The sequence below is a fragment of the Vibrio sp. Evd11 genome, assembly GCF_900382755.1.
GTDB classification, from domain to species: Bacteria; Pseudomonadota; Gammaproteobacteria; order Enterobacterales; family Vibrionaceae; genus Vibrio; species Vibrio lentus.
The window spans coordinates 20,142-40,145 of sequence record NZ_OSDX01000002.1 but is presented as its reverse complement, the minus strand read 5'-3'; the positions used below and the strand labels follow the sequence as shown (position 1 = coordinate 40,145).

The 20,004-nt window shown below is 44.2% G+C and carries 17 protein-coding genes; 11 read left to right on the top strand and 6 right to left on the bottom strand.

Annotated elements, in window-relative coordinates; genetic code table 11:
• Window positions 1-302 precede the first annotated feature (302 nt).
• The gene (gene nhaR, locus ED652_RS00995; protein WP_065113193.1) at window positions 303-1,193 is read left to right on the top strand and encodes a transcriptional activator NhaR; all 891 of its coding nucleotides are present in this window, start codon (window positions 303-305) and stop codon (window positions 1,191-1,193) included.
• 101 nt (window positions 1,194-1,294) lie between these two features.
• Window positions 1,295-1,588: a metalloregulator ArsR/SmtB family transcription factor gene (locus ED652_RS00990; RefSeq protein ID WP_009848443.1), complete on the top strand. Its 294-nt coding sequence runs from the start codon at window positions 1,295-1,297 to the stop codon at window positions 1,586-1,588.
• A gap of 206 nt (window positions 1,589-1,794) precedes the next feature.
• Here ED652_RS00990 and rpsT read toward each other — a convergent pair whose 3' ends face one another.
• Window positions 1,795-2,055 (bottom strand): 30S ribosomal protein S20, encoded by a 261-nt coding sequence (gene rpsT, locus ED652_RS00985; protein WP_012603273.1) that lies wholly within the window; start codon window positions 2,053-2,055, stop codon window positions 1,795-1,797.
• Between the two features lie 250 nt (window positions 2,056-2,305).
• On the opposite strand from rpsT, the gene murJ reads away from it, so the two are divergent.
• From murJ to ispH, 6 genes are all read left to right on the top strand, one after another.
• Window positions 2,306-3,868, top strand: a complete 1,563-nt coding sequence (gene murJ, locus ED652_RS00980; protein WP_032501129.1) for a murein biosynthesis integral membrane protein MurJ — start codon at window positions 2,306-2,308, stop codon at window positions 3,866-3,868.
• A 70-nt stretch (window positions 3,869-3,938) separates the two neighbouring features.
• A complete protein-coding gene (gene ribF / locus ED652_RS00975) occupies window positions 3,939-4,874 on the top strand; it encodes a bifunctional riboflavin kinase/FAD synthetase (protein WP_122053231.1) in 936 nt (311 codons plus the stop codon).
• A 63-nt stretch (window positions 4,875-4,937) separates the two neighbouring features.
• Window positions 4,938-7,796, top strand: coding sequence for an isoleucine--tRNA ligase (gene ileS / locus ED652_RS00970; RefSeq protein ID WP_122053230.1), 2,859 nt, complete (start codon window positions 4,938-4,940; stop codon window positions 7,794-7,796).
• Window positions 7,797-7,957: 161 nt separating this feature from the next.
• Entirely contained in the window at window positions 7,958-8,458 is a 501-nt protein-coding gene (gene lspA / locus ED652_RS00965; RefSeq protein WP_004739521.1) for a signal peptidase II, read from the top strand.
• A gap of 194 nt (window positions 8,459-8,652) precedes the next feature.
• Window positions 8,653-9,084 carry an FKBP-type peptidyl-prolyl cis-trans isomerase gene (gene fkpB, locus ED652_RS00960; protein WP_017080268.1) on the top strand — a complete coding sequence of 144 codons (432 nt, stop codon included), beginning with the start codon at window positions 8,653-8,655 and terminating at the stop codon, window positions 9,082-9,084.
• Between the two features lie 147 nt (window positions 9,085-9,231).
• Window positions 9,232-10,188, top strand: coding sequence for a 4-hydroxy-3-methylbut-2-enyl diphosphate reductase (gene ispH, locus ED652_RS00955; RefSeq protein WP_029222310.1), 957 nt, complete (start codon window positions 9,232-9,234; stop codon window positions 10,186-10,188).
• Between the two features lie 149 nt (window positions 10,189-10,337).
• On the opposite strand, the gene btsR is transcribed toward ispH, so the two are convergent.
• From btsR to ED652_RS00940, 3 genes are all read right to left on the bottom strand, one after another.
• Window positions 10,338-11,069 (bottom strand): two-component system response regulator BtsR, encoded by a 732-nt coding sequence (gene btsR / locus ED652_RS00950; RefSeq protein ID WP_122053229.1) that lies wholly within the window; start codon window positions 11,067-11,069, stop codon window positions 10,338-10,340.
• Between the two features lie 117 nt (window positions 11,070-11,186).
• A complete protein-coding gene (locus tag ED652_RS00945; RefSeq protein ID WP_017110500.1) occupies window positions 11,187-12,857 on the bottom strand; it encodes a sensor histidine kinase in 1,671 nt (556 codons plus the stop codon).
• A 273-nt stretch (window positions 12,858-13,130) separates the two neighbouring features.
• Window positions 13,131-14,624 (bottom strand): carbon starvation protein A, encoded by a 1,494-nt coding sequence (locus ED652_RS00940; RefSeq protein WP_065105640.1) that lies wholly within the window; start codon window positions 14,622-14,624, stop codon window positions 13,131-13,133.
• 332 nt (window positions 14,625-14,956) lie between these two features.
• Here ED652_RS00940 and ED652_RS00935 point away from each other — a divergent pair, with 332 nt between their 5' ends.
• Window positions 14,957-15,307 carry a DUF2799 domain-containing protein gene (locus ED652_RS00935; RefSeq protein WP_122053228.1) on the top strand — a complete coding sequence of 117 codons (351 nt, stop codon included), beginning with the start codon at window positions 14,957-14,959 and terminating at the stop codon, window positions 15,305-15,307.
• A gap of 113 nt (window positions 15,308-15,420) precedes the next feature.
• On the opposite strand, the gene murQ is transcribed toward ED652_RS00935, so the two are convergent.
• Together murQ and ED652_RS00925 are read right to left on the bottom strand one after the other, a co-directional pair.
• Complete coding sequence (murQ, locus tag ED652_RS00930) at window positions 15,421-16,341, bottom strand: N-acetylmuramic acid 6-phosphate etherase (RefSeq protein ID WP_122053227.1); 921 nt, start codon at window positions 16,339-16,341, stop codon at window positions 15,421-15,423.
• A gap of 83 nt (window positions 16,342-16,424) precedes the next feature.
• A complete protein-coding gene (locus ED652_RS00925; protein ID WP_122053226.1) occupies window positions 16,425-17,540 on the bottom strand; it encodes an anhydro-N-acetylmuramic acid kinase in 1,116 nt (371 codons plus the stop codon).
• Window positions 17,541-17,661: 121 nt separating this feature from the next.
• On the opposite strand from ED652_RS00925, the gene nagZ reads away from it, so the two are divergent.
• Together nagZ and ED652_RS00915 are read left to right on the top strand one after the other, a co-directional pair.
• Window positions 17,662-18,651, top strand: a complete 990-nt coding sequence (nagZ, locus tag ED652_RS00920) for a beta-N-acetylhexosaminidase (protein ID WP_102576791.1) — start codon at window positions 17,662-17,664, stop codon at window positions 18,649-18,651.
• 246 nt (window positions 18,652-18,897) lie between these two features.
• On the top strand, window positions 18,898-19,971 hold the full coding sequence (locus ED652_RS00915; protein ID WP_076673811.1) for a 3-deoxy-7-phosphoheptulonate synthase: 1,074 nt from the start codon (window positions 18,898-18,900) through the stop codon (window positions 19,969-19,971).
• Window positions 19,972-20,004 lie beyond the last annotated feature (33 nt).

Below are 20,004 nucleotides of genomic sequence, written 5' to 3'. Positions count from 1 at the left end.
TATTACATTTTGGTTTAGGTGAGACTTTTTTGTGATGATTTGCTCTTTAAATATTCCACTAGCTAATGTGGTTGTTTTAAGTGGCTGTTTTTGATTGAGTTTTAATGATTTATCTATAGGTGATATAGATCTTAAAAGTTAGAGAAAAATTGAAAATAATCGCTCAAATATTACATTATGAAATCACACACTTCGAAAAAATAAGTGGTAATGACAATTTAAGTTAGGTTTTTCCGAGTTTGTTGAGTGGGCGTGTCATATTTGATATAAAAGGTTATCTACTCTTTTAATACGGCACACTTATGTCGCACCTCAACTATAACCATCTTTATTACTTCTGGATGGTTTGCAAACAAGGCTCTGTTACTAAAGCCGCAGAAGCTCTGTTTTTAACGCCACAAACCGTAACGGGTCAGATCAAAGCGTTAGAAGAACGTATGGATGGCAAGCTAACAAAGCGTAATGGTCGCAGTGTTGAGCCGACAGAGCTTGGGCAGTTGGTATTTAAGTATGCCGATCGTATGTTTGGCCTGAGCTACGAAATGCTGGATATCGTGAATTATAGCCAGCACTCTAATATTCTGTTTGATGTGGGTGTTGCGGATGCACTGTCCAAAAGATTAGTCAGTAAGATATTGATGTCGACTATCCCACCCGATAACAGCATTCATTTACGCTGTTTTGAGTCGACCCATGAAATGCTACTCGAGCAACTGTCTCAGCATAAGCTCGATATGATTCTTTCAGACTGCCCTGTAGATTCAAGCCAAAGCCCAGGCCTTTTCAGTAAAAAACTGGGTGAGAGTGGAATGAGTTTTTTCTGTTCTGGCAAAGTTGAAGGGATTAGTTTTCCCGCTGTGTTAGAAGAAAGGAAGCTTTTGATCCCTGGAAGTCGAACTTCTATGGGGCGAAAAGTACTGCAATGGTTTGATCGACAAGGTTTAAAACCCGATATTTTGGGCGAATTTGATGATGTTGCTTTGATGAAAGCTTTTGCGCGTTATCACCATGATGCCATTTTTCTTGCTCCCACTCTTTATATGTCTGAAGTGGAAGAAGACACCTCTTTGCAACTTTTGTGTGATATTGAAGAGTTAAAAGAAGAGTACTACGTCATATTTGCTGAACGGATGATCCAACATCCAGCAGTAAAAAACGTATGTGACGCAGATTTTAGTAAATTGTTCGAATGAGTTAGTTTGTTAATGAATTGATATCGATTATCATATCCAAGCAATATGCCGTAAATATTGATTGCCCGTAGTTGGCGTAATAAGTCGTTGGGAGCCAGACTATGAACTTAAAAGAGATGGAGAAGAACTCGGCGCAGGCCGTTATTCTACTCAAAGCCATGGCCAACGAGCGACGTTTACAGATCTTGTGCTTATTGCATGGCACAGAACTGTCGGTCGGGGAGTTATGTGGCAAGTTGGAATTGAGTCAATCAGCGTTATCTCAGCATCTTGCTTGGTTGAGAAGAGATGGCTTAGTCGAAACTCGTAAAGAAGCTCAGACGGTGTATTACACATTGAGCAGTGAAGAAGTAAAAGCGATGATTAACCTACTGCATGGTATGTACTGCAAGTAGCTTATTGCTGGTGGATTAGCTCATTTCCTATCAGAAATAAGATAGGCACAAGGAAGTGTCGCTATTTATTAGTGAGGCTTAAGAACCATTATTAGCAAGGCTTAAACAGCTATTAGTAAGACTTCGAGATGTGTTCGCCAAATTTCAGATATAAAAAAACCGGCCGAGACCGGTTTTTTTCGTTTTGCGTTGTAATCAAATTTCTATTAAAGAGCTTTGATTGCAGCAGCGAAACGAGACTTATGACGTGCAGCTTTATTCTTATGAATAAGGCCTTTAGTCGCCATGCGGTCTAGAAGAGGTGTAACTTCTACAAGAGCAGCAGTTGCAGCTTCTTTATTGCCAGCTTCAATAGCTGCAATAGTTTTTTTCATGTAAGTGCGCATCATAGAACGACGGCTAGCATTGTGCTGGCGACGTTTCTCAGCTTGGATAGCGCGCTTCTTAGCAGATTTACTGTTTGCCAAGGTCTAACTCCCAAAAACTTAGTTCGGTGACAATTTAAGGGCGAGGACTATCCCTCATAGGCGCTTAATTGTCAAATGATTTGTGCAAAAACCAATCTCAGCCAAACAAATTTTGGTATGGAAAGGTCATCGCGGTTAAGATGGCGGGGATTCTAACAGCATTTTTAGACCAATGCTAATAATTATGCTTCTTAGGATAGGATAGTATTTATCCTTGATTGAAAGTAATCAACCAGTGTCAGAGGTTTGTGTGAGTAAACGACTATTAAAGTCAGGCCTGATTGTCAGTGTAATGACTTTTGTTTCCCGTGTCTTGGGGCTAGTACGTGATGTCGTAGTAGCAAACTTAATGGGGGCAGGAGCAAGTGCAGACGTATTTTTCTTCGCCAATAAAATTCCTAATTTTTTACGTCGGCTGTTTGCCGAAGGTGCTTTTTCTCAAGCCTTTGTACCAGTATTAACGGAATATCACGCCGCAGGTGATAAAGATAAAACTCGAGACTTGATAGCAAAGGTGTCCGGTACTCTTGGGGTGTTGGTTTCTATTGTTACGGTGCTTGGGGTATTAGGCTCTGGGGTTATCACCGCAATGTTCGGTGCGGGTTGGTTTATTGATTGGCTTAATGACGGCCCCTCGGCGCCTAAGTTTGAACTCGCCAGCCTAATGCTGAAAATTACTTTTCCTTATTTATGGTTCATTACGTTTGTCGCTTTATCAGGTGCAATCCTCAATACCATGGGCAAATTTGCGGTTTCGTCATTCACGCCTGTGTTCTTGAACGTAATGATTATTGCTTGTGCTTGGTTTCTTGCTCCTAATTTAGAACAACCTGAAATTGGTTTATCCATCGGCGTTTTTCTTGGAGGCTTAGTTCAATTCCTGTTCCAAATGCCTTTCTTGATTAAAGCGGGAGTACTGGTTAAGCCTAAATGGGGTTGGAGAGATCCGGGCGTGGTTAAGATCCGCACGTTAATGATCCCTGCTTTGTTTGGTGTGTCAGTAAGTCAAATCAACTTGTTGTTCGATACCTTTATTGCCAGCTTTCTAGCGACGGGCTCTATCAGTTGGTTGTATTACTCGGATCGACTATTAGAATTCCCACTCGGTTTGTTTGGTATCGCCATTGCGACGGTTATTCTTCCTGCTTTATCCCGTAAGCACGTTGATGCCGAAGGTGAAGGGTTTGCTCATACCATGGACTGGGGGGTGCGCATGGTACTGCTGCTCGGCATTCCTGCGATGTTTGGCCTTATTGTGTTAGCAAAACCGATGTTGATGGTGCTGTTTATGCGTGGTGAGTTTTCTCCTCATGATGTTAATCAGGCTTCCATGTCTTTAGTGGCGTACGCTTCAGGCTTGCTGAATTTCATGCTTATTAAAGTCTTGGCTCCCGGCTATTACTCTCGTCAAGACACTAAAACACCGGTGAAGTACGGCATCATTGCGATGGTGACTAACATGGTGTTCAACGCAATCTTCGCTTATTTCTATGGTTATGTTGGTTTGGCTATCGCAACGGCGTTGTCTGCTTTCGTGAATATGACTCTGCTTTATCGTGGGTTGCATCTAGCGGGTGTTTATCGTTTAACCAAGACTACATTGTTGTTTAGCCTTAAATTATTGATCTCAGGTACGGTAATGATTGGCGTGATTTTATGGCAGCTAGACAATATGCAATTGTGGCTTGATTGGGGCTTTAACCAAAGAGCGTTGACACTAACAGGGTTGATCGCACTTGGCGCCTTTGCTTATATTGTGTCGATACTGGTTTTAGGTATCCGAGTAAAACATTTAAAAGCAGCGACAGATTAATACTGATTAGTATATAATCCGTCGGTTTCACACAATAAATGATGCAAATAACAGGTTTTAGCTGATCACAATGGAACTGATCCGAGGTATACACAATATCAAAGCGCAGCATCATGGCTGTGTATTAACCATAGGTAACTTCGATGGTGTTCATTTAGGGCATCAAGAGGTTCTGAGTCAGGTTTCTAAACAAGCTGCAGCATTAGGGCTCCCTTCTGTTGTCATGACGTTTGAGCCGCAACCTATGGAGTTGTTTGCCAAAGGTAAAGCACCAGCACGTTTAACTCGCTTACGAGATAAATACGTGCAACTGAGTAAGCTAAATATCAGTCGTTTATTGTGTGTGAATTTTAATCAGTATTTTGCAAGCTTGTCGGCGGAAGCGTTCATTAAAGACCTTTTGGTTGATAAGCTAGGCGTGAAATTCTTGGTTGTCGGTGACGATTTTTGCTTCGGTAAGGGTCGTACTGGTAATTTCGCTATGCTTCAAGAAGCGGGCGAGAAGTATGGTTTTGAGGTGGTGAGCACCCAGAGCTATTGCTTAAACCAATTACGAGTAAGCAGTACTGAGATACGAAATGCGTTAGCGGCCAATGACTTGGCTTCTAGTGCTACCATGCTAGGGCGTGACTACAGTATCAGTGGTCGTGTTTCTCATGGTCGTAAACTAGGGAGAACTATCGGTTTCCCTACCGCTAATATTCCATTAAAGCGTTGTGTGTCTCCTGTTTCGGGAGTGTATGTTGTTGAAGCATTAGATATCGACGGTGTGCCTGTCGGTGGTGTTGCTAATATTGGACAACGACCAACGGTTAATGGTGTAAGGCAGCAATTAGAAGTGCATTTTTTTGACTTTAAAGCCAATTTATATGGTAAACAGTTAGAAGTACGACTTTTGCACAAACTGCGCGACGAGATAAAATTTGAATCGTTCGACGCATTAAAGAATCAAATAGAATTGGATGCTGAAGCCGCAAGGGTGTGGCTGCTTCAGCTAAAGAATTAGTCGGATGATTCCACCGATTAACATAATGTCTAACTTCGCCCAATATAACGGAATTAAGAATCGATGAGTGATTATAAAGATACCCTGAACTTACCAGAAACAGGGTTCCCAATGCGTGGCAATCTGGCAAATCGTGAACCAGAAATGCTTAAGCGTTGGTACAAAGAAGACCTTTACGGTGAAATCCGTAAGGCAAAGAAAGGTAAAAAATCTTTCGTGCTGCATGACGGCCCTCCATACGCGAACGGCGACATTCACATTGGCCACGCGCTGAACAAGATTCTTAAAGACATTATTATCAAATCTAAGACCCTTTCTGGTTTTGATGCACCGTACATCCCTGGTTGGGACTGTCACGGTCTTCCAATCGAGTTGATGGTTGAGAAGAAGAAAGGTAAGCCTGGTCAGAAGATTTCGGCTGCTGAATTCCGCGAAGAGTGTCGTAAGTACGCTGCGGGCCAAGTTGAAGGTCAGAAAGAGAGCTTCAAACGTCTTGGTATCATGGGCGAGTGGGACAAACCTTACCGCACTATGGATTTCGGCACAGAAGCGAACATCATTCGTTCTCTAGGTAAAATCGCAGACAAAGGCCACCTACTAAAAGGTTTCAAACCTGTTCACTGGTGTACTGACTGTGGTTCTGCTCTGGCTGAAGCTGAAGTTGAATACAAAGATAAAGTTTCTCCATCTATCGATGTGAAATTTTCTGCAGCTGACGAAGCGGCTCTACTAGAGAAATTTACTCTAGCGGAAGGCCACGCTGGTCAAGGCGAGATCTCTATCGTTATCTGGACGACAACACCATGGACTCTGCCTGCTAACCGCGCAGTATGTCTACGTGATGATCTTGAATACGTATTGATCCAAGTTGAAGCGAATGGCGAACAGCCTGCTCAACGTATTATTGTTGCTTCTGAACTAGCAAAAGACGTAATGGATCGTGCGGGTATCGAGCGTTTCCATAACCTTGGTTTTGCGACTGGTGCTGATCTTGAGCTTTCTCAGTTCAACCACCCGTTCTACAACTTTACGGTTCCTGCTGTTCTTGGCGATCACGTAACAACTGACTCTGGTACTGGTGTGGTTCATACCGCTCCTGGTCACGGTCAAGAGGATTTCGTGGTTGGTAAGAAGTACAACCTAGAAATTGCTAACCCAGTAGGTTCTAACGGCGTTTACCTGCCAGACACTGAGCTTTTTGCTGGTCAGCATGTATTCAAAGCGAACGATTCTGTTTTAGAAGTTCTAAAAGAGAAAGGTGCATTGCTGCATCACCACGCTTACGAGCACAGCTACCCACATTGTTGGAGACACAAAACTCCAATCATCTTCCGTGCAACACCACAATGGTTCATCTCTATGGATCAAGCTGGCCTACGTGCAAAAGCACTAGAGTCAACGAAGAGTGTTGAATGGATGCCAGAATGGGGTCAAAGCCGTATCGAAGGTATGATCGAAGGTCGCCCTGAGTGGTGTATCTCTCGTCAACGTACTTGGGGTGTGCCAATTGCTCTGTTTGTTCATAAAGAAACATCAGAACTTCACCCAGATAGCCCAGATCTTATTGAAAAAGTAGCGAAGCTTGTGGAAGAAAAAGGCATTCAAGCTTGGTGGGATGTAGATGCTGCTGAACTGATGGGTGCTGAAGACGCTGACAAGTACGAGAAAGTACTTGATACGCTAGACGTATGGTTCGACTCAGGTGTAACGCACTTCTCTGTTGTGGATTCTCGTGAAGAGTACAACTTCCCGAATGAAGAAAGAACGCACAGTGCTGATCTTTACCTTGAAGGTTCTGACCAACACCGTGGCTGGTTCCAGTCATCTTTGATTTCATCTATCGCGATGAAAGACGAAGCACCATACAAGCAAGTGCTAACGCACGGTTTCGTGGTTGATGGTAACGGCCGTAAGATGTCTAAATCTATCGGTAACGTTGTTGCTCCTAAAGATGTAACGAACAAGCTAGGCGCAGATATTCTACGTCTATGGGTTGCTTCTACGGATTACACTAACGAAGTTGCGGTTTCTGACGAGATCCTTAAGCGTTCTGCTGATGCTTACCGTCGTATTCGTAACACAGCTCGTTTCTTCCTAGCGAACTTGAACGGTTTCAACCCTGAAACTGACCTAGTTCCTGCTGAAGAAATGGTAGCACTTGATCGCTGGGCTGTTGGCCGTGCTCAAGCTGCACAAGAAGAGATCGTTAAAGCATACGGTGAGTACAACACTCACGGTGTAACTCAACGTCTAATGCAGTTCTGTTCTATCGAAATGGGTTCTTTCTACCTAGACGTAATTAAAGACCGTCAGTACACAGCGAAGCAGGGCAGCCATGCTCAACGTAGCTGTCAAACGGCGCTTTACTACATCGTAGAAGCTCTAGTTCGTTGGATGGCTCCTATCATGTCGTTCACTGCAGATGAAATCTGGAACGAGATGCCTGGCGAGCGCGACACGTTTGTATTCACAGGCGAGTGGTTCGAAGGCCTATTTGGTCTTGCTGACGACGAAGAGCTAAGCAACGAATTCTGGACTGAAATCCAGTCAGTTCGTGGCGCAGTGAACAAGCTTCTTGAAGATGCTCGTAAAGAGAAAACAATCGGTGGTGCACTGCAGGCTGAAGTTACTCTATACGCTGACGATGCACTAGCGGCTAAAATCAATAAGCTAGAAGATGAGTTACGTTTCGTACTTATTACTTCTGCTGCGGTTGTTAAACCACTTAGCGATAAGTCTGATACAGCTCAAGCGACAGACGTTGAAGGTCTATACGTTGAAGTTGCAGCAACTGAAGCTGAGAAGTGTGACCGTTGCTGGCACCACACTCCAGATGTAGGCACAATTGAAGGTCATGAGAAAATTTGTGGTCGTTGTGTGTCGAACATCGACGGTGAAGGCGAAGTGCGTAAGTTCGCATAACGACTCAGAGAAAGACTGAACTTTTTGTAAAAATCATAGCCCCAGTATCAACTGGGGTTATTTTTAATTATAGGAAATGTGTTTAACCAAGCTGACTTCTCGTGTTCATTCTTGAGAGTGGATAATGAGATGATTTGACTGAGTAGATACTAGGAATAGAAATGAGTGAAGTTTCGTTAAAACAATCTGGTGTGCGTTGGTTATGGCTGGCTTTGCTGGTGTTCCTTGCTGATATCGGCATCAAACTCTTTGTCATGGACAACATGGGTTATGGCTGGGCAAACCGTATTGAGGTGTTGCCATTCTTTAACTTTTTGTATGTTCATAACTATGGTGCGGCATTTAGCTTTCTGAGCGATCAGAGTGGCTGGCAGCGTTGGTTATTTACGGGTATCGCATTTGCGGTAACGGGTATGCTGACATACTGGATGAGTAAACTACCGGCGACAGAAAAGTGGAATAACATTGCTTATGCGATCATCATTGGTGGCGCGGTAGGTAACGTGTTCGACCGTGTTGTACATGGTTTTGTGGTTGATTACCTAGACTTCTACTGGGGTACTTACCATTGGCCTGCATTCAACTTGGCTGATATGGGAATCTGTATCGGTGCTGCGATGATCATCTTGGATGGCTTCCGCAAGAAAGATGAAAGCAAATAGGCGACTCAAGCATTAATGAGTATTAAGTAAATCACTTTGAAATAGATTGCCCTAAAGTCAGTCTATGACTCACAGAATAGAATAGCCCTAAGCGCTGTCGGTTGATTCCGACGGCGCTTTTTTTTATGCTTCAGTCAACAAGGAAGCAAAGCACAGCGCATCCTCAAATAATAAAGAAATCTAAGGAAAGTAACGTGGCAGCAATTAAAAATGATTCAGCAGTAACTCTACATTTTACGATTAAAATGAAGGATGGTTCAGTTGCCGATAGCACCGAAAATATGGGCAAGCCCGCTAAGTTCGTTATGGGTGATGGTAGCCTAAGCGAAAATTTCGAAGCGTGTTTACTTGGGCTTGAAGCGGGTACAGAAAAGTCTATCGAACTGAAAGCACAAGATGCGTTTGGTATGCCTAACCCAGACCATATCCACCACATGGATAAAGCGAAGTTTGCTGGTGGTACTGATGTTGAAGTCGGTACTATCATGGCGTTCTCTGGCCCTGACGGTATGGAGATCCCGGGTATTATCACTGATATTGCAGGTGATTCAGTGACCGTTGATTTTAATCACCCATTAGCCGGCCAAGACGTTACGTTTGACGTCAACATCTTAGCGGTGGAATAACGATAGAATAGCTGTCTTCACGCTAGAACAAGATAGCCTTACAGCTGTGATGTCACCCGAAGCTTCACTGTCTAGGCGCTTCACTGTAGAATGCGAACCTCGCTGACAGCGAACTCTATAGAAACAACCTTAGTACCGCGGTAAATGATGAGCAATGAAATGAAAATAATGTTAGCTAACCCTCGTGGCTTTTGTGCTGGTGTCGATCGTGCGATCAGCATCGTAGAACGCGCACTCGAAATGTATCAGCCACCGATCTATGTTCGCCATGAAGTGGTGCACAACCGCTTTGTTGTTGAGGGGCTCAAGCAGCGTGGTGCTATTTTTGTCGAAGAACTGAGTGAAGTGCCAGACGACAACATAGTGATCTTCTCTGCTCACGGTGTTTCTCAAGCCGTTCGTAAAGAAGCGAAAGAGCGTGAACTCACGGTGTTTGATGCAACATGTCCGTTGGTAACCAAAGTACATATGGAAGTTGCTCGTGCGAGCCGCAAGCATATGGAAGTGGTGCTGATTGGTCACGCGGGTCACCCTGAAGTGGAAGGCACCATGGGTCAGTACGCTAGCCAAACTGGTGGTATGTACTTGGTTGAGAAGCCAGAGGACGTACAGAACCTAGTAGTGAACGACCCTAGTAACTTGCATTACGTTAGCCAAACCACGTTGTCCGTTGATGAAACTGCTGATGTGATTGAAGAGTTACGCCGCGTATTCCCTGAGATCCAAGGCCCACGTAAAGATGATATTTGCTACGCGACTCAAAACCGTCAGGACGCTATTCGTGAGATGGCCGGTGATGTTGATGTCGTGATTGTTGTCGGTTCTAAGAACTCATCGAACTCAACACGTCTGAAAGAGCTGGCTGAGAAGCTAGGTACGCCAGGTTACCTAACCGATTGCCCTGAAGACATCCAGACAGAATGGGTTGAAGGTAAAAAGAAAATTGGTGTGACTGCGGGCGCTTCAGCGCCTGAAGAGCTAGTAAACCAAATCTTAGATCGTATTCGTGAGTTGGGCGCAACTGAAGTTGAAGAGATTCAAGGTCGTGAAGAGAACATGTTCTTCGAAGTACCGAAAGAGCTACAGATCAAGCAAGTCGACTAATCTCTATTGATTGGTGACATCATCGATTCGTGATACTAGCGATTCGTAAACACTATCGATTTGTAAACACTATTGATTTTTAAACAGCAGGAAGCCAACGTTGATGCGTTGGCTTTTTTGATCGCGCTATATCTTGGCCTTTAATGTGTTTACTGAAGACCGAGTTGCTCTTTTAAAGTCTTTAAGTAACGACGACTGACAGGCACTTCAAAGCCAGTCAGTGTGATGATCTCCGCTAATCCATTCTCTAGCAATTTGATCTCTTGGATCGATTTTATGTTGATCAAATATTGGCGATGACAGCGGATCAAATCGGTCTTTTCTTCTAGGATCTTCAGGGTTAACTGTGAAGTGGCGGTTTGTGATGAACTACGAACATGCACACCGCTGATATTTGAATAAGCACACTCGACCGTTTGGCTTGCCATGATCACTATGCGGTTGTGACCAATGCACGGGATTTGCTCTAAGTGGCAGGGAGCAATCGCTGAGATGTTTTGTTCTGGCGCTTTCTGGTTCTGCTTGATGACCTTATTCAGACGACAAACACTCTTGTTTAATCGACAAGGTTCAACTGGCTTGAGTAGGTAATCAAAGGCATTGTCTTCAAAGGCTTGAATCGCATATTGGTCGTAGGCGGTGACGAACACCACGTAAGGCATGGTGTCTGGGTCAAGCATACTTAACAGTTCGATACCGGTAACCTGCGGCATTTGGATATCCAAATACACCACATCCGGTTTGAGAAGGTTGATCTGTTTCAGTCCTTCGATCGCGTTACTCGCTTGGCCAATGATTTCTACTTCACCGGTTTCAGTCAGTAGCTCAATCAGCTCTTCGCGAGCAAAAAGTTCATCATCGACAACTAATGCCTTTAACATCCTACAATCTTCATCTTGATTCTATCCCTGCTTGATTCACGTTTATCTTCTAAATCTATCTTTTTAATATGGCTTTTAAATGTAGCTACCCAGAAGCTATCACCTACGAAAACACCATTATTTTAGTATAGGTATGATAAAGCTCATTCGAGTAAATTGCTGTGGTTGAGATTCTATTTTTAGTGCTGAATCTTGTCCAAAGAAATTAGTGAGTCGTTTATCAACAATCTCCATGCCTAATCCAACGTGATCTTGAGATGGCTTCTGATAATTGCCCGCGTTGTCTTCAACGATTAACTTGAATCCACCCTCGAAAGCCTCGCTATAGATCTTCACTTTACCGCCTTCCAGCATGTTTGAAATACCATGCTTGATGGCGTTTTCAACCAGTGGCTGCAAGGTAAAGCTCGGCAGTTGCGACTCGTACAGTTGTGGGTCGATATCCCATTCCACTTCTAATCGGTCGGTAAAACGCGCCTTCTCGATAGTTAGGTACGCATTGACGTGTGCCAGCTCGTCTTTGAGTTTCACAGTGTTGATGTTTTGCTTCAGGTTACTTCTAAAGAAGTGAGACAGATGCTGAATAAGTTCTCGTGCTTTATCAGGGTCACGACGTGTAACGGCACTGATGGTGTTGAGTGCATTAAACAAGAAGTGAGGGTTAACTTGAGCGTGCAGCAGTTTGATTTCAGCTTGGGTAAGCAGTGTTTGTTGCTGCTGATAGTTACTGAATAGGATCTGACTCGACAATAGCTGAGCGATACCTTCACCCATCGACATGTTGATGGTCGAGAACAGCTTTAGCTTTGGCTCATACAGCTTGATGGTACCGACCACTTCATTACCCGCGCGCAGTGGAATAATAAGCGCAGAGCCCAATTTACAATCTTGCGATAGAGAACATTGGTACGGATTCTCTTTGCCATCGAGGTAGATGATGTCGTTCTGTTCCATCGAGGTAAGCGTGCTTTGCGATGAAATCGGAGTGTTAGGTATGTGGTGTTCATCGCCAATGCCGACGAAAGCGAGGATTTTTTCTCGATCGGTAATCGCCACTGCACCAACATTGGTCTCTTCGTAAACGATACGTACGATTTTTTGTGCGTTATCGGAATTAAACCCACCATGCAGAATACCTACCGAACGTTCGGCAATGGTTAATGCGCGTCGAGAGAAGGTCGCAGAGTATTTTTCGAAGATGGTTTTCCTGTCTTGGATGATACTCATGAACAGCGCTGCGCCCACAGAGTTTGCGATGATCATTGGCGCGGCAATATCAGAAACCAGAGCGTAGGATTGCTCGAACGGTTTCGCGACGGCAAGCAAGATGATCATCTGAATGATTTCAGCAAACAGGGTTACAGAGAACACCACCAGAGGATTAAACAGTTGGCTGGCTTTGTTCTTTCTGACTAAGTAAACGTGCAATAGGCCGCCAATTAAGCCTTCTGCCGTGGTTGAAATAGCACAAGCTAAGTCAGTAAAACCACCCAAAGAGTAACGATGGATACCGCCTGTAAAACCGACCGCAAAGCCGACAACCGGGCCACCAAACAAGCCACCCATGACTGCTCCCATCGCTCGGGTGTTGGCGATGGCATCATTGATCTGTAAGCCAAAGTAGGTGCCCATAATACAGAACAGGGAAAACAGAACGTAGCAGCTGATTTTATGACTTAAGCGCGAAGAGATGCTCAACAAAGGGAGAATCAATGGGGTTTTACTTAGCATGTAAGCAATCACTAAGTAGACACAGGTTTGTTGCAGCAGAGAGAGAATGAGTTCCATATTTTCACCTATTGAGACGCTGGTTAAGTGTAAAGCTCATTGCTTGGTAACGGTAGCTTTGCTTGTCTTTTCATGGCTTATATCGAATGACTTTGGTTTCCCAAGGTCGAGAAACTAATATTTAGAAATAACAAAGCCCATCACAGTGGACGGGCTTTAGTCTTAATTTCCACGAATCACTGGGTGATTACGGGAGCAAGCGAAGTTGTGCTTGGCAGTTCTTTTGTCTCTTTCTATGAAGATTGGTCTCTTTTTCCAAAGAGCCTAAAAGAACTAGGCTGTTTTAGTCACTGGTTTTGGCTCTTGATCTTGCTCGTCATCAGCCAGGTCGATATCACCTTTGCCTTTAGAAATCTTGATAACGTAAGCCGTAATCAGTAGAGATGAAACCACACCAACGATAGTCGAGATTTGCATTGGTAGACCGAAGCCTAGTTGGCTGTTGTTCAGGATGAATGTGATACAGACAGAAGTCATGAACACAGCTGGAACTGTCGTTACCCAGTGCAGTTTGTTGTGACGAAGTAGGTAGGCCGAAGCTGTCCACAGCATCATTACTGCTGTTGATTGGTTAGCAAAACCGAAGTAGCGCCAGATGATGCCGAAGTCTACTTGAGTCAGGATGCCACCGATAACGAACAGTGGTAGCGCCATTAGTAGGCGGTTACGTAATGTTTTCTGTTCCATGTTGAAGTATTCAGCAAGGATAAGACGGCTTGAACGGAATGCTGTGTCACCAGAGGTGATTGGTAGGATAACCACGCCAAGGAAAGCCAGGATACCGCCGAATACACCCAATAGACCAAATGAAGCGCTGTATACCACGTTACCAGGGCCGCCGTTTGCAATCGCGTCAGATAGCGACTCAACTGAACCGAAGAATGATAGAGCAAGAGCACACCAGATTAGAGCGATGATGCCTTCACCAATCATTGCACCGTAGAATACGAAGCGACCGTTCTTCTCGTTTTCCATACAACGCGCCATTAATGGTGACTGAGTTGCGTGGAAGCCAGAGATAGCACCACATGCGATTGTGATGAATAGAGCAGGCCAAAGTGGTAGGTCATTCGGGTTCATGTTGGTGAACATGTCTTTCATCTCGAAGCCACCCATGATTTGGTGCTCGTCAGATAGACCAATCGCAGTGATTAGGCCAACAGACATGAAGATAAGCAGTGCACCGAACAGTGGGTAGAAGCGACCGATGATTTTATCGACAGGGACAATCGTTGCGATGATGTAGTAAGCAAAGATGATAACAACCATAGTCGTTGCAGACATCGCGAAATCAGTTTGGTCATTCACTAAGTTAGTGATCATGCCAGCAGGAGCAGAAACGAATACCACACCAACTAGAAGCAGTAGGACAATTGCAAAGATGTTCATAAAGTGTTTTGCGCCATTGCCTAGGTAACGTCCTGTGATAGTTGGAACCGAAGCGCCACCATTACGGATAGATAACATACCTGAGAAGTAGTCGTGTACCGCACCTGCGAAGATACAACCTAGTACGATCCAAAGCATTGCTGCTGGGCCGTAAAGGGCCCCCATGATTGGGCCGAAGATTGGACCTACACCAGCAATGTTAAGCAGCTGAACTAGGTAAACCTTTGGCGTTGACATTGGAACGTAGTCCACGCCATCTTGCTTAGTGTGAGCGGGTGTTTGACGCTTTTCATTGATACCGAAAATCTTCTCGATAAAGGCACCGTAAATAAAGTAGCCACCAATGAGTGCTGCAACACAGGTAAGAAACCACATCATAATTTGTTATCCCTGAATGTATTAATTAAGTCAGGTTCTATATTAAAGAAGTGTATGAAAAGAAACTTCCGCTATGAGAGTGAGTGGTCGAATAGTCAATTAAGTGGTGTTATAACTGATTGAGTGGTTTGTTACGTTTACAGAGTGGTTGGTTATTCGTGTTGAGAAGAGTCTTGTTTCTGGCAAGTGGTCGATGGTGAGCATTAAACGGCGAGTAATAAAGATCAACGGTAGATTACAGACATAAGTGGACATCAGCCAGTGTTCGGCGGAGAATCACCACAAAGACACCGCTTCGTCAGGAAGTGACTAGGTAAATATAAAGGACTGAAATGAAAAAAATAATCGCACTATTCGCCGTGGCATTTAGCCTTGCAGGATGCAGCGCTAATGTTCAAGATTTAGCCGCTGAGGGCAATTGGCAAGAGATTGGCTATCGTGATGGTATTAAAGGTCACACTCAGCGTTCGTATTCTGAGATGACTGAACTTGGCGCAGTCGATCAAGCGAGTTACACAGAAGGTTACCACCTAGGTGTGACAGAATATTGTAATCCGAACCATGCTTATCAAATTGGTTTATCTGGCCAAGTGTATGAAGGCGTGTGTTCTGGAACGGAAGAAGCTCAACGTTTCCGTATGGAATGGCAACGTGGCTGGGATGAGTTCTCAAACGACTACTAAGCTCAAGCTAGCGATAAAAAATTAAAACTGAAAAAGACCAGTACTGCATGTGTACTGGTCTTTTTTATGTAGCGATAGTAATGCTCAACAACACTAGCGACAGCATAAGCAGATTACTGATTGTTCTCGACGGCTTTTCTCAAGAAGCCATTTTGCTTATCAAGCTGAGCCTTGGCCAATTCTAAATCTAGCCCTGTCAGAATCATCAAAATAGATAACTTTACATCGTAATCAGTCGTTTTAAGTGTCGACACTGCTAATGCTTTATCACATTCAGTCGCTTGGATAACGATACGAGCAGCGCGAGCAACCAACTTTTCATTAGTCGCTTTTACATCGACCATCAGGTTCTGGTAGCTCTTGCCAATGCGAATCATGCTCGCAGTCGTTAGCATGTTGAGCACCAATTTTTGCGCGGTACCTGATTTTAATCGTGTGGAACCGGTCAATGCTTCTGGGCCAACCACTGGGCTTATCGCGATTTGAGCAATCTCAGCAATTGGAGAGCCAGGGTTACAAGACAGCGCAACTGTGACTGCACCAACCTGATTCGCATAGTTGAGTGCACCAATTACGTAAGGTGTGCGGCCACTGGCAGCTATGCCTACCACGACATCATTTTCTGAAAACTGAATCGCTTTTAGATCTTCAATACCAAGAGTCAACGAGTCTTCCGCTCCCTCTTTGGCTTTCAAAATTGCTTCTGATCCGCCTGCAATTAGCCCGATCACCATTTTGTCAGAAACCCCAAAAGTTGGAGGACATTCTGAGGCATCTAATACGCCCAATCGACCACTTGTGCCCGCACCCATATAAATCAGTCGGCCACCGTTTTGAAAAGCGTGAGCGATTTTATCAACGGCTAGAGCGATCTGTGGCAGCTCTACTTCGATCGCCAATGGAACTTGCTTGTCTTGTTGATTAATCTTTTCGACCACTTCGAGAGAGGTGAGTAGATCAATATCCATAGTGTCAGGGTTTCTCCCCTCCGAAACGAGGTGCGAGAGCGCTGATATGAGAGCGTCGTTACTCATAATGATCCTTTAATGGTGATTCTAAAATTGTTTAGACAGCATCGCGAAGTCAGTATTGTGACTAAGTTAGCACGGCTAACAAGTTAATCTGCACGATATAGAACGCCTAGAGAGGCCGATCTACTTGCGCCAGTCACTTCTGGTAAATTGCTTGGCAGTTGATGAACATGACGTTGAGCAAGCCACGCAAAGGCCATGGCTTCCATGTAGTCGGCATCAACGCCTTTACTGGTGGTCGACTCAACCTCCCAGCTAGGAAGCAATTCAGACAGTCTCTTCATCAACAATGGATTTCTCGTACCACCGCCACACACATACAGTGCAGGTTGGTTACCCAAGCGATAAGTTTCCACTTCATTGGCTATCGTCAATGCGGTGTATTCACAAAGTGTGTACTGAACATCTTCTGCTGCAAGGTCTTTAAATTCTGTTAATTGTTGCTCTAGCCAAGGTAGATTAAACAGCTCTCTGCCGGTACTTTTCGGTGGCATTTGAGATAGGTAAGATTCATTCAGCAGCTGCTCAAGTAAAGCTTGATGTAGTTGGCCTTTTAGCGCGAACAGTGCGTCACGATCAAACTTTTCACCGATGTGTTTATCTACCCAAGCGTCCATTAACATATTGCCCGGGCCAGTATCATAGCCAAGCGTAGGCTGATTCGGGCGCAATACTGAAATGTTCGAGATACCACCAATATTCAACACCACAACTGAGCTGTCTTGTGGGTGAAAAATAGTGTGGTGGAAAGCCGGTACTAACGGTGCCCCTTGCCCGCCAAGCGCCATGTCTTTACGTCGAAAATCAGCGACTGTTTGAATCTGTGTTTTAGCGGCAATGATATTGGCATCACCCAACTGCATGGTAAATGGCGAATCACCCGTTGGTTGGTGGAATACCGTTTGGCCATGGTTACCAATCGCAGTCACAGAAGATGCAGGCGTACCTGACTTATCGAGAAGTTGCAAAACCGCATCAGCAAATAGATGACCAAGCTGGTGGTCTAGTTTACCAATAGCAATCAAATCCGTTTTCTGACCAATACAAACTTCAAGCAGACGCGCTTTGAGGTCATCAGGCATCGGGAACTCATCATGAGCAAGTAATGTAATGCTATCGTCTTCAATCGAGACTAGCGCTGTATCAACGCCGTCCATACTCGTTCCCGACATCACACCGATATACAGTTCTTTATGGTTCATTCCTAAGCTCTTGCACTGCATTCTTAAAGTCTTCCACAGATTGTTTTAAAAACATTGTAAAGCAAATTTAAAGAGAATAATCTCGGGAAGTTTATGAAATTAGGTTTAATAAGGAATAAATATGGGACCGTTGTGGGTAGATGTTGCGGGCTATGAGTTAACAGCTGAAGACAGAGAAATTTTAGAGCATCCAACCGTTGGTGGTCTCATCTTATTTGCTCGAAACTACCACGATAGCAAACAGCTTTCGGCATTAAACAAAGAGATCCGCAAGGTAGCGAAACGTCCTATTTTGATTGGTGTTGACCAAGAAGGTGGCCGAGTTCAGCGCTTCCGCGATGGATTTTCAATTATCCCTGCCGCTCAAGAATTCGCGACTAAGAATAATGGTGAGCAGTTAGCAGAACAAGCCGGTTGGTTGATGGCGGCAGAATTGATTGCCCATGATATCGATCTGAGCTTTGCGCCCGTATTAGATAAAGGTCACGACTGTAAAGCGATTGGTAGCCGAGCGTTTGGTGAAGATATTGATACCATCGTTCGCCATAGCAGTGCTTTTGTTAAAGGCATGAAATCGGTTGGCATGGCGACAACAGGAAAGCACTTCCCTGGACACGGTGGCGTTATAGCTGACTCTCACTTAGAAACGCCTTACGATCCTAGAGACGATATCTTTGAAACCGACATGGCGATCTTCAAGGCTCAAATTGAAGCTGGAATATTAGATGCGATGATGCCTGCGCACGTGGTTTTTTCTCACTATGATGATCAGCCTGCGAGTGGCTCTGAGTATTGGTTGCAGAAAGTATTGAAGCAGCAGCTTGGATTCAAAGGCTTGGTATTCTCTGATGACTTAACAATGGAAGGTGCTGCAATTATGGGTGGGCCAGCCGACAGAGCGAAGGCTGCTTTGAATGCGGGTTGCGACATGGTGTTGATGTGTAATAAACGAGATGCACAAATTGAGGCTCTTGATCACTTAGAGATTCAAGAGGTGCCTTTAGCCAACTCATTGCTTAAAAAGCACAGCTTTGATTTACCGACGCTTCACTCGGATAGCCGATGGAAAGAGGCCTCAGAGCAAATTAAGCGAATGTTAAACGCTGGGTGATAAATAAACACTCTATAAGTTTTAAGAAGGCGATATTAAAGATATCGCCTTTTTTGTATGTGCTTGGCTTGGTTTAGGCCTATTTGTGCCTCAGAACGAACTAAAGATGAAGTGTAAATTTAAATTTACATTAAATGTTTTTTATTGTTTACACTTGCAATCGTTTTTGTAGCTGTTATTGTGTTTTTAAAGATTGTTAGCCCAAATGGAAATGTTGGGTGTAAAAATAAACATACAGGTTGAGTTATGCAAAAAAGTGAATTAAGCAATGTCAATATCATCGACGAACAGGTACTGATTACTCCAGAGGAGTTAAAAGCGAAATTACCTTTGAGCGATAATGCTCGTCGTTTTATTCAAGAGTCTCGTGAAACGATTGCGAATATCATTCATAAGAAAGATCACCGTATGCTAATCGTGTGTGGTCCATGTTCTATTCACGATCTAGAAGCGGCGAAAGAGTACGCAAAACGCCTTAAAGCACTTTCTGAAGAACTGAGCGACCAACTGTATATTGTAATGCGTGTTTACTTTGAAAAGCCTCGTACCACGGTTGGTTGGAAAGGTTTAATCAATGACCCACATCTAGATGGTACGTTCGATATTGAGCATGGTCTGCATGTAGGTCGTGAGCTTTTAGTTGAGTTAGCTGAGATGGAAATCCCACTAGCGACAGAAGCACTAGACCCAATCAGCCCACAATACTTGGCAGATACATTCAGTTGGGCAGCGATCGGTGCACGTACGACTGAATCTCAAACTCACCGTGAAATGGCGAGTGGTCTTTCAATGCCAATTGGTTTTAAAAACGGTACAGACGGCAACTTGGGTACTGCAATCAATGCAATGCAGGCGGCTTCTTCTAGCCACCGTTTCATGGGTATCAGCCGTGAAGGACAAGTTGCATTATTAACGACTCAGGGTAACCCAAATGGCCATGTGATTTTACGTGGCGGTAAGCAGACTAACTACGATTCAGTATCAGTACATGAATGTGAGCAAGAGCTGGGTAAATCTAACTTAGAGGCTGCGTTAATGGTCGACTGTAGCCACGCAAACTCTCGCAAAGATTTCCGACGTCAGACGTTAGTAGCTGAAGATGTCATCCATCAGATTCGTGAAGGTAATAAGTCGATTATCGGCCTGATGATTGAGAGCCATATTAACGAAGGAAACCAATCTTCAGATATACCTCTCAATGAGATGAAATACGGTGTATCTATTACCGACGCGTGTATCAATTGGGATTCAACTGAGGCACTATTGAAGCATGCACATACGGAATTAGTCCCGTTCTTAGAGAACCGCTTGAAAGGTTAGTCAGAGTTTAAATTTAAGTGCCTCATCTAATGG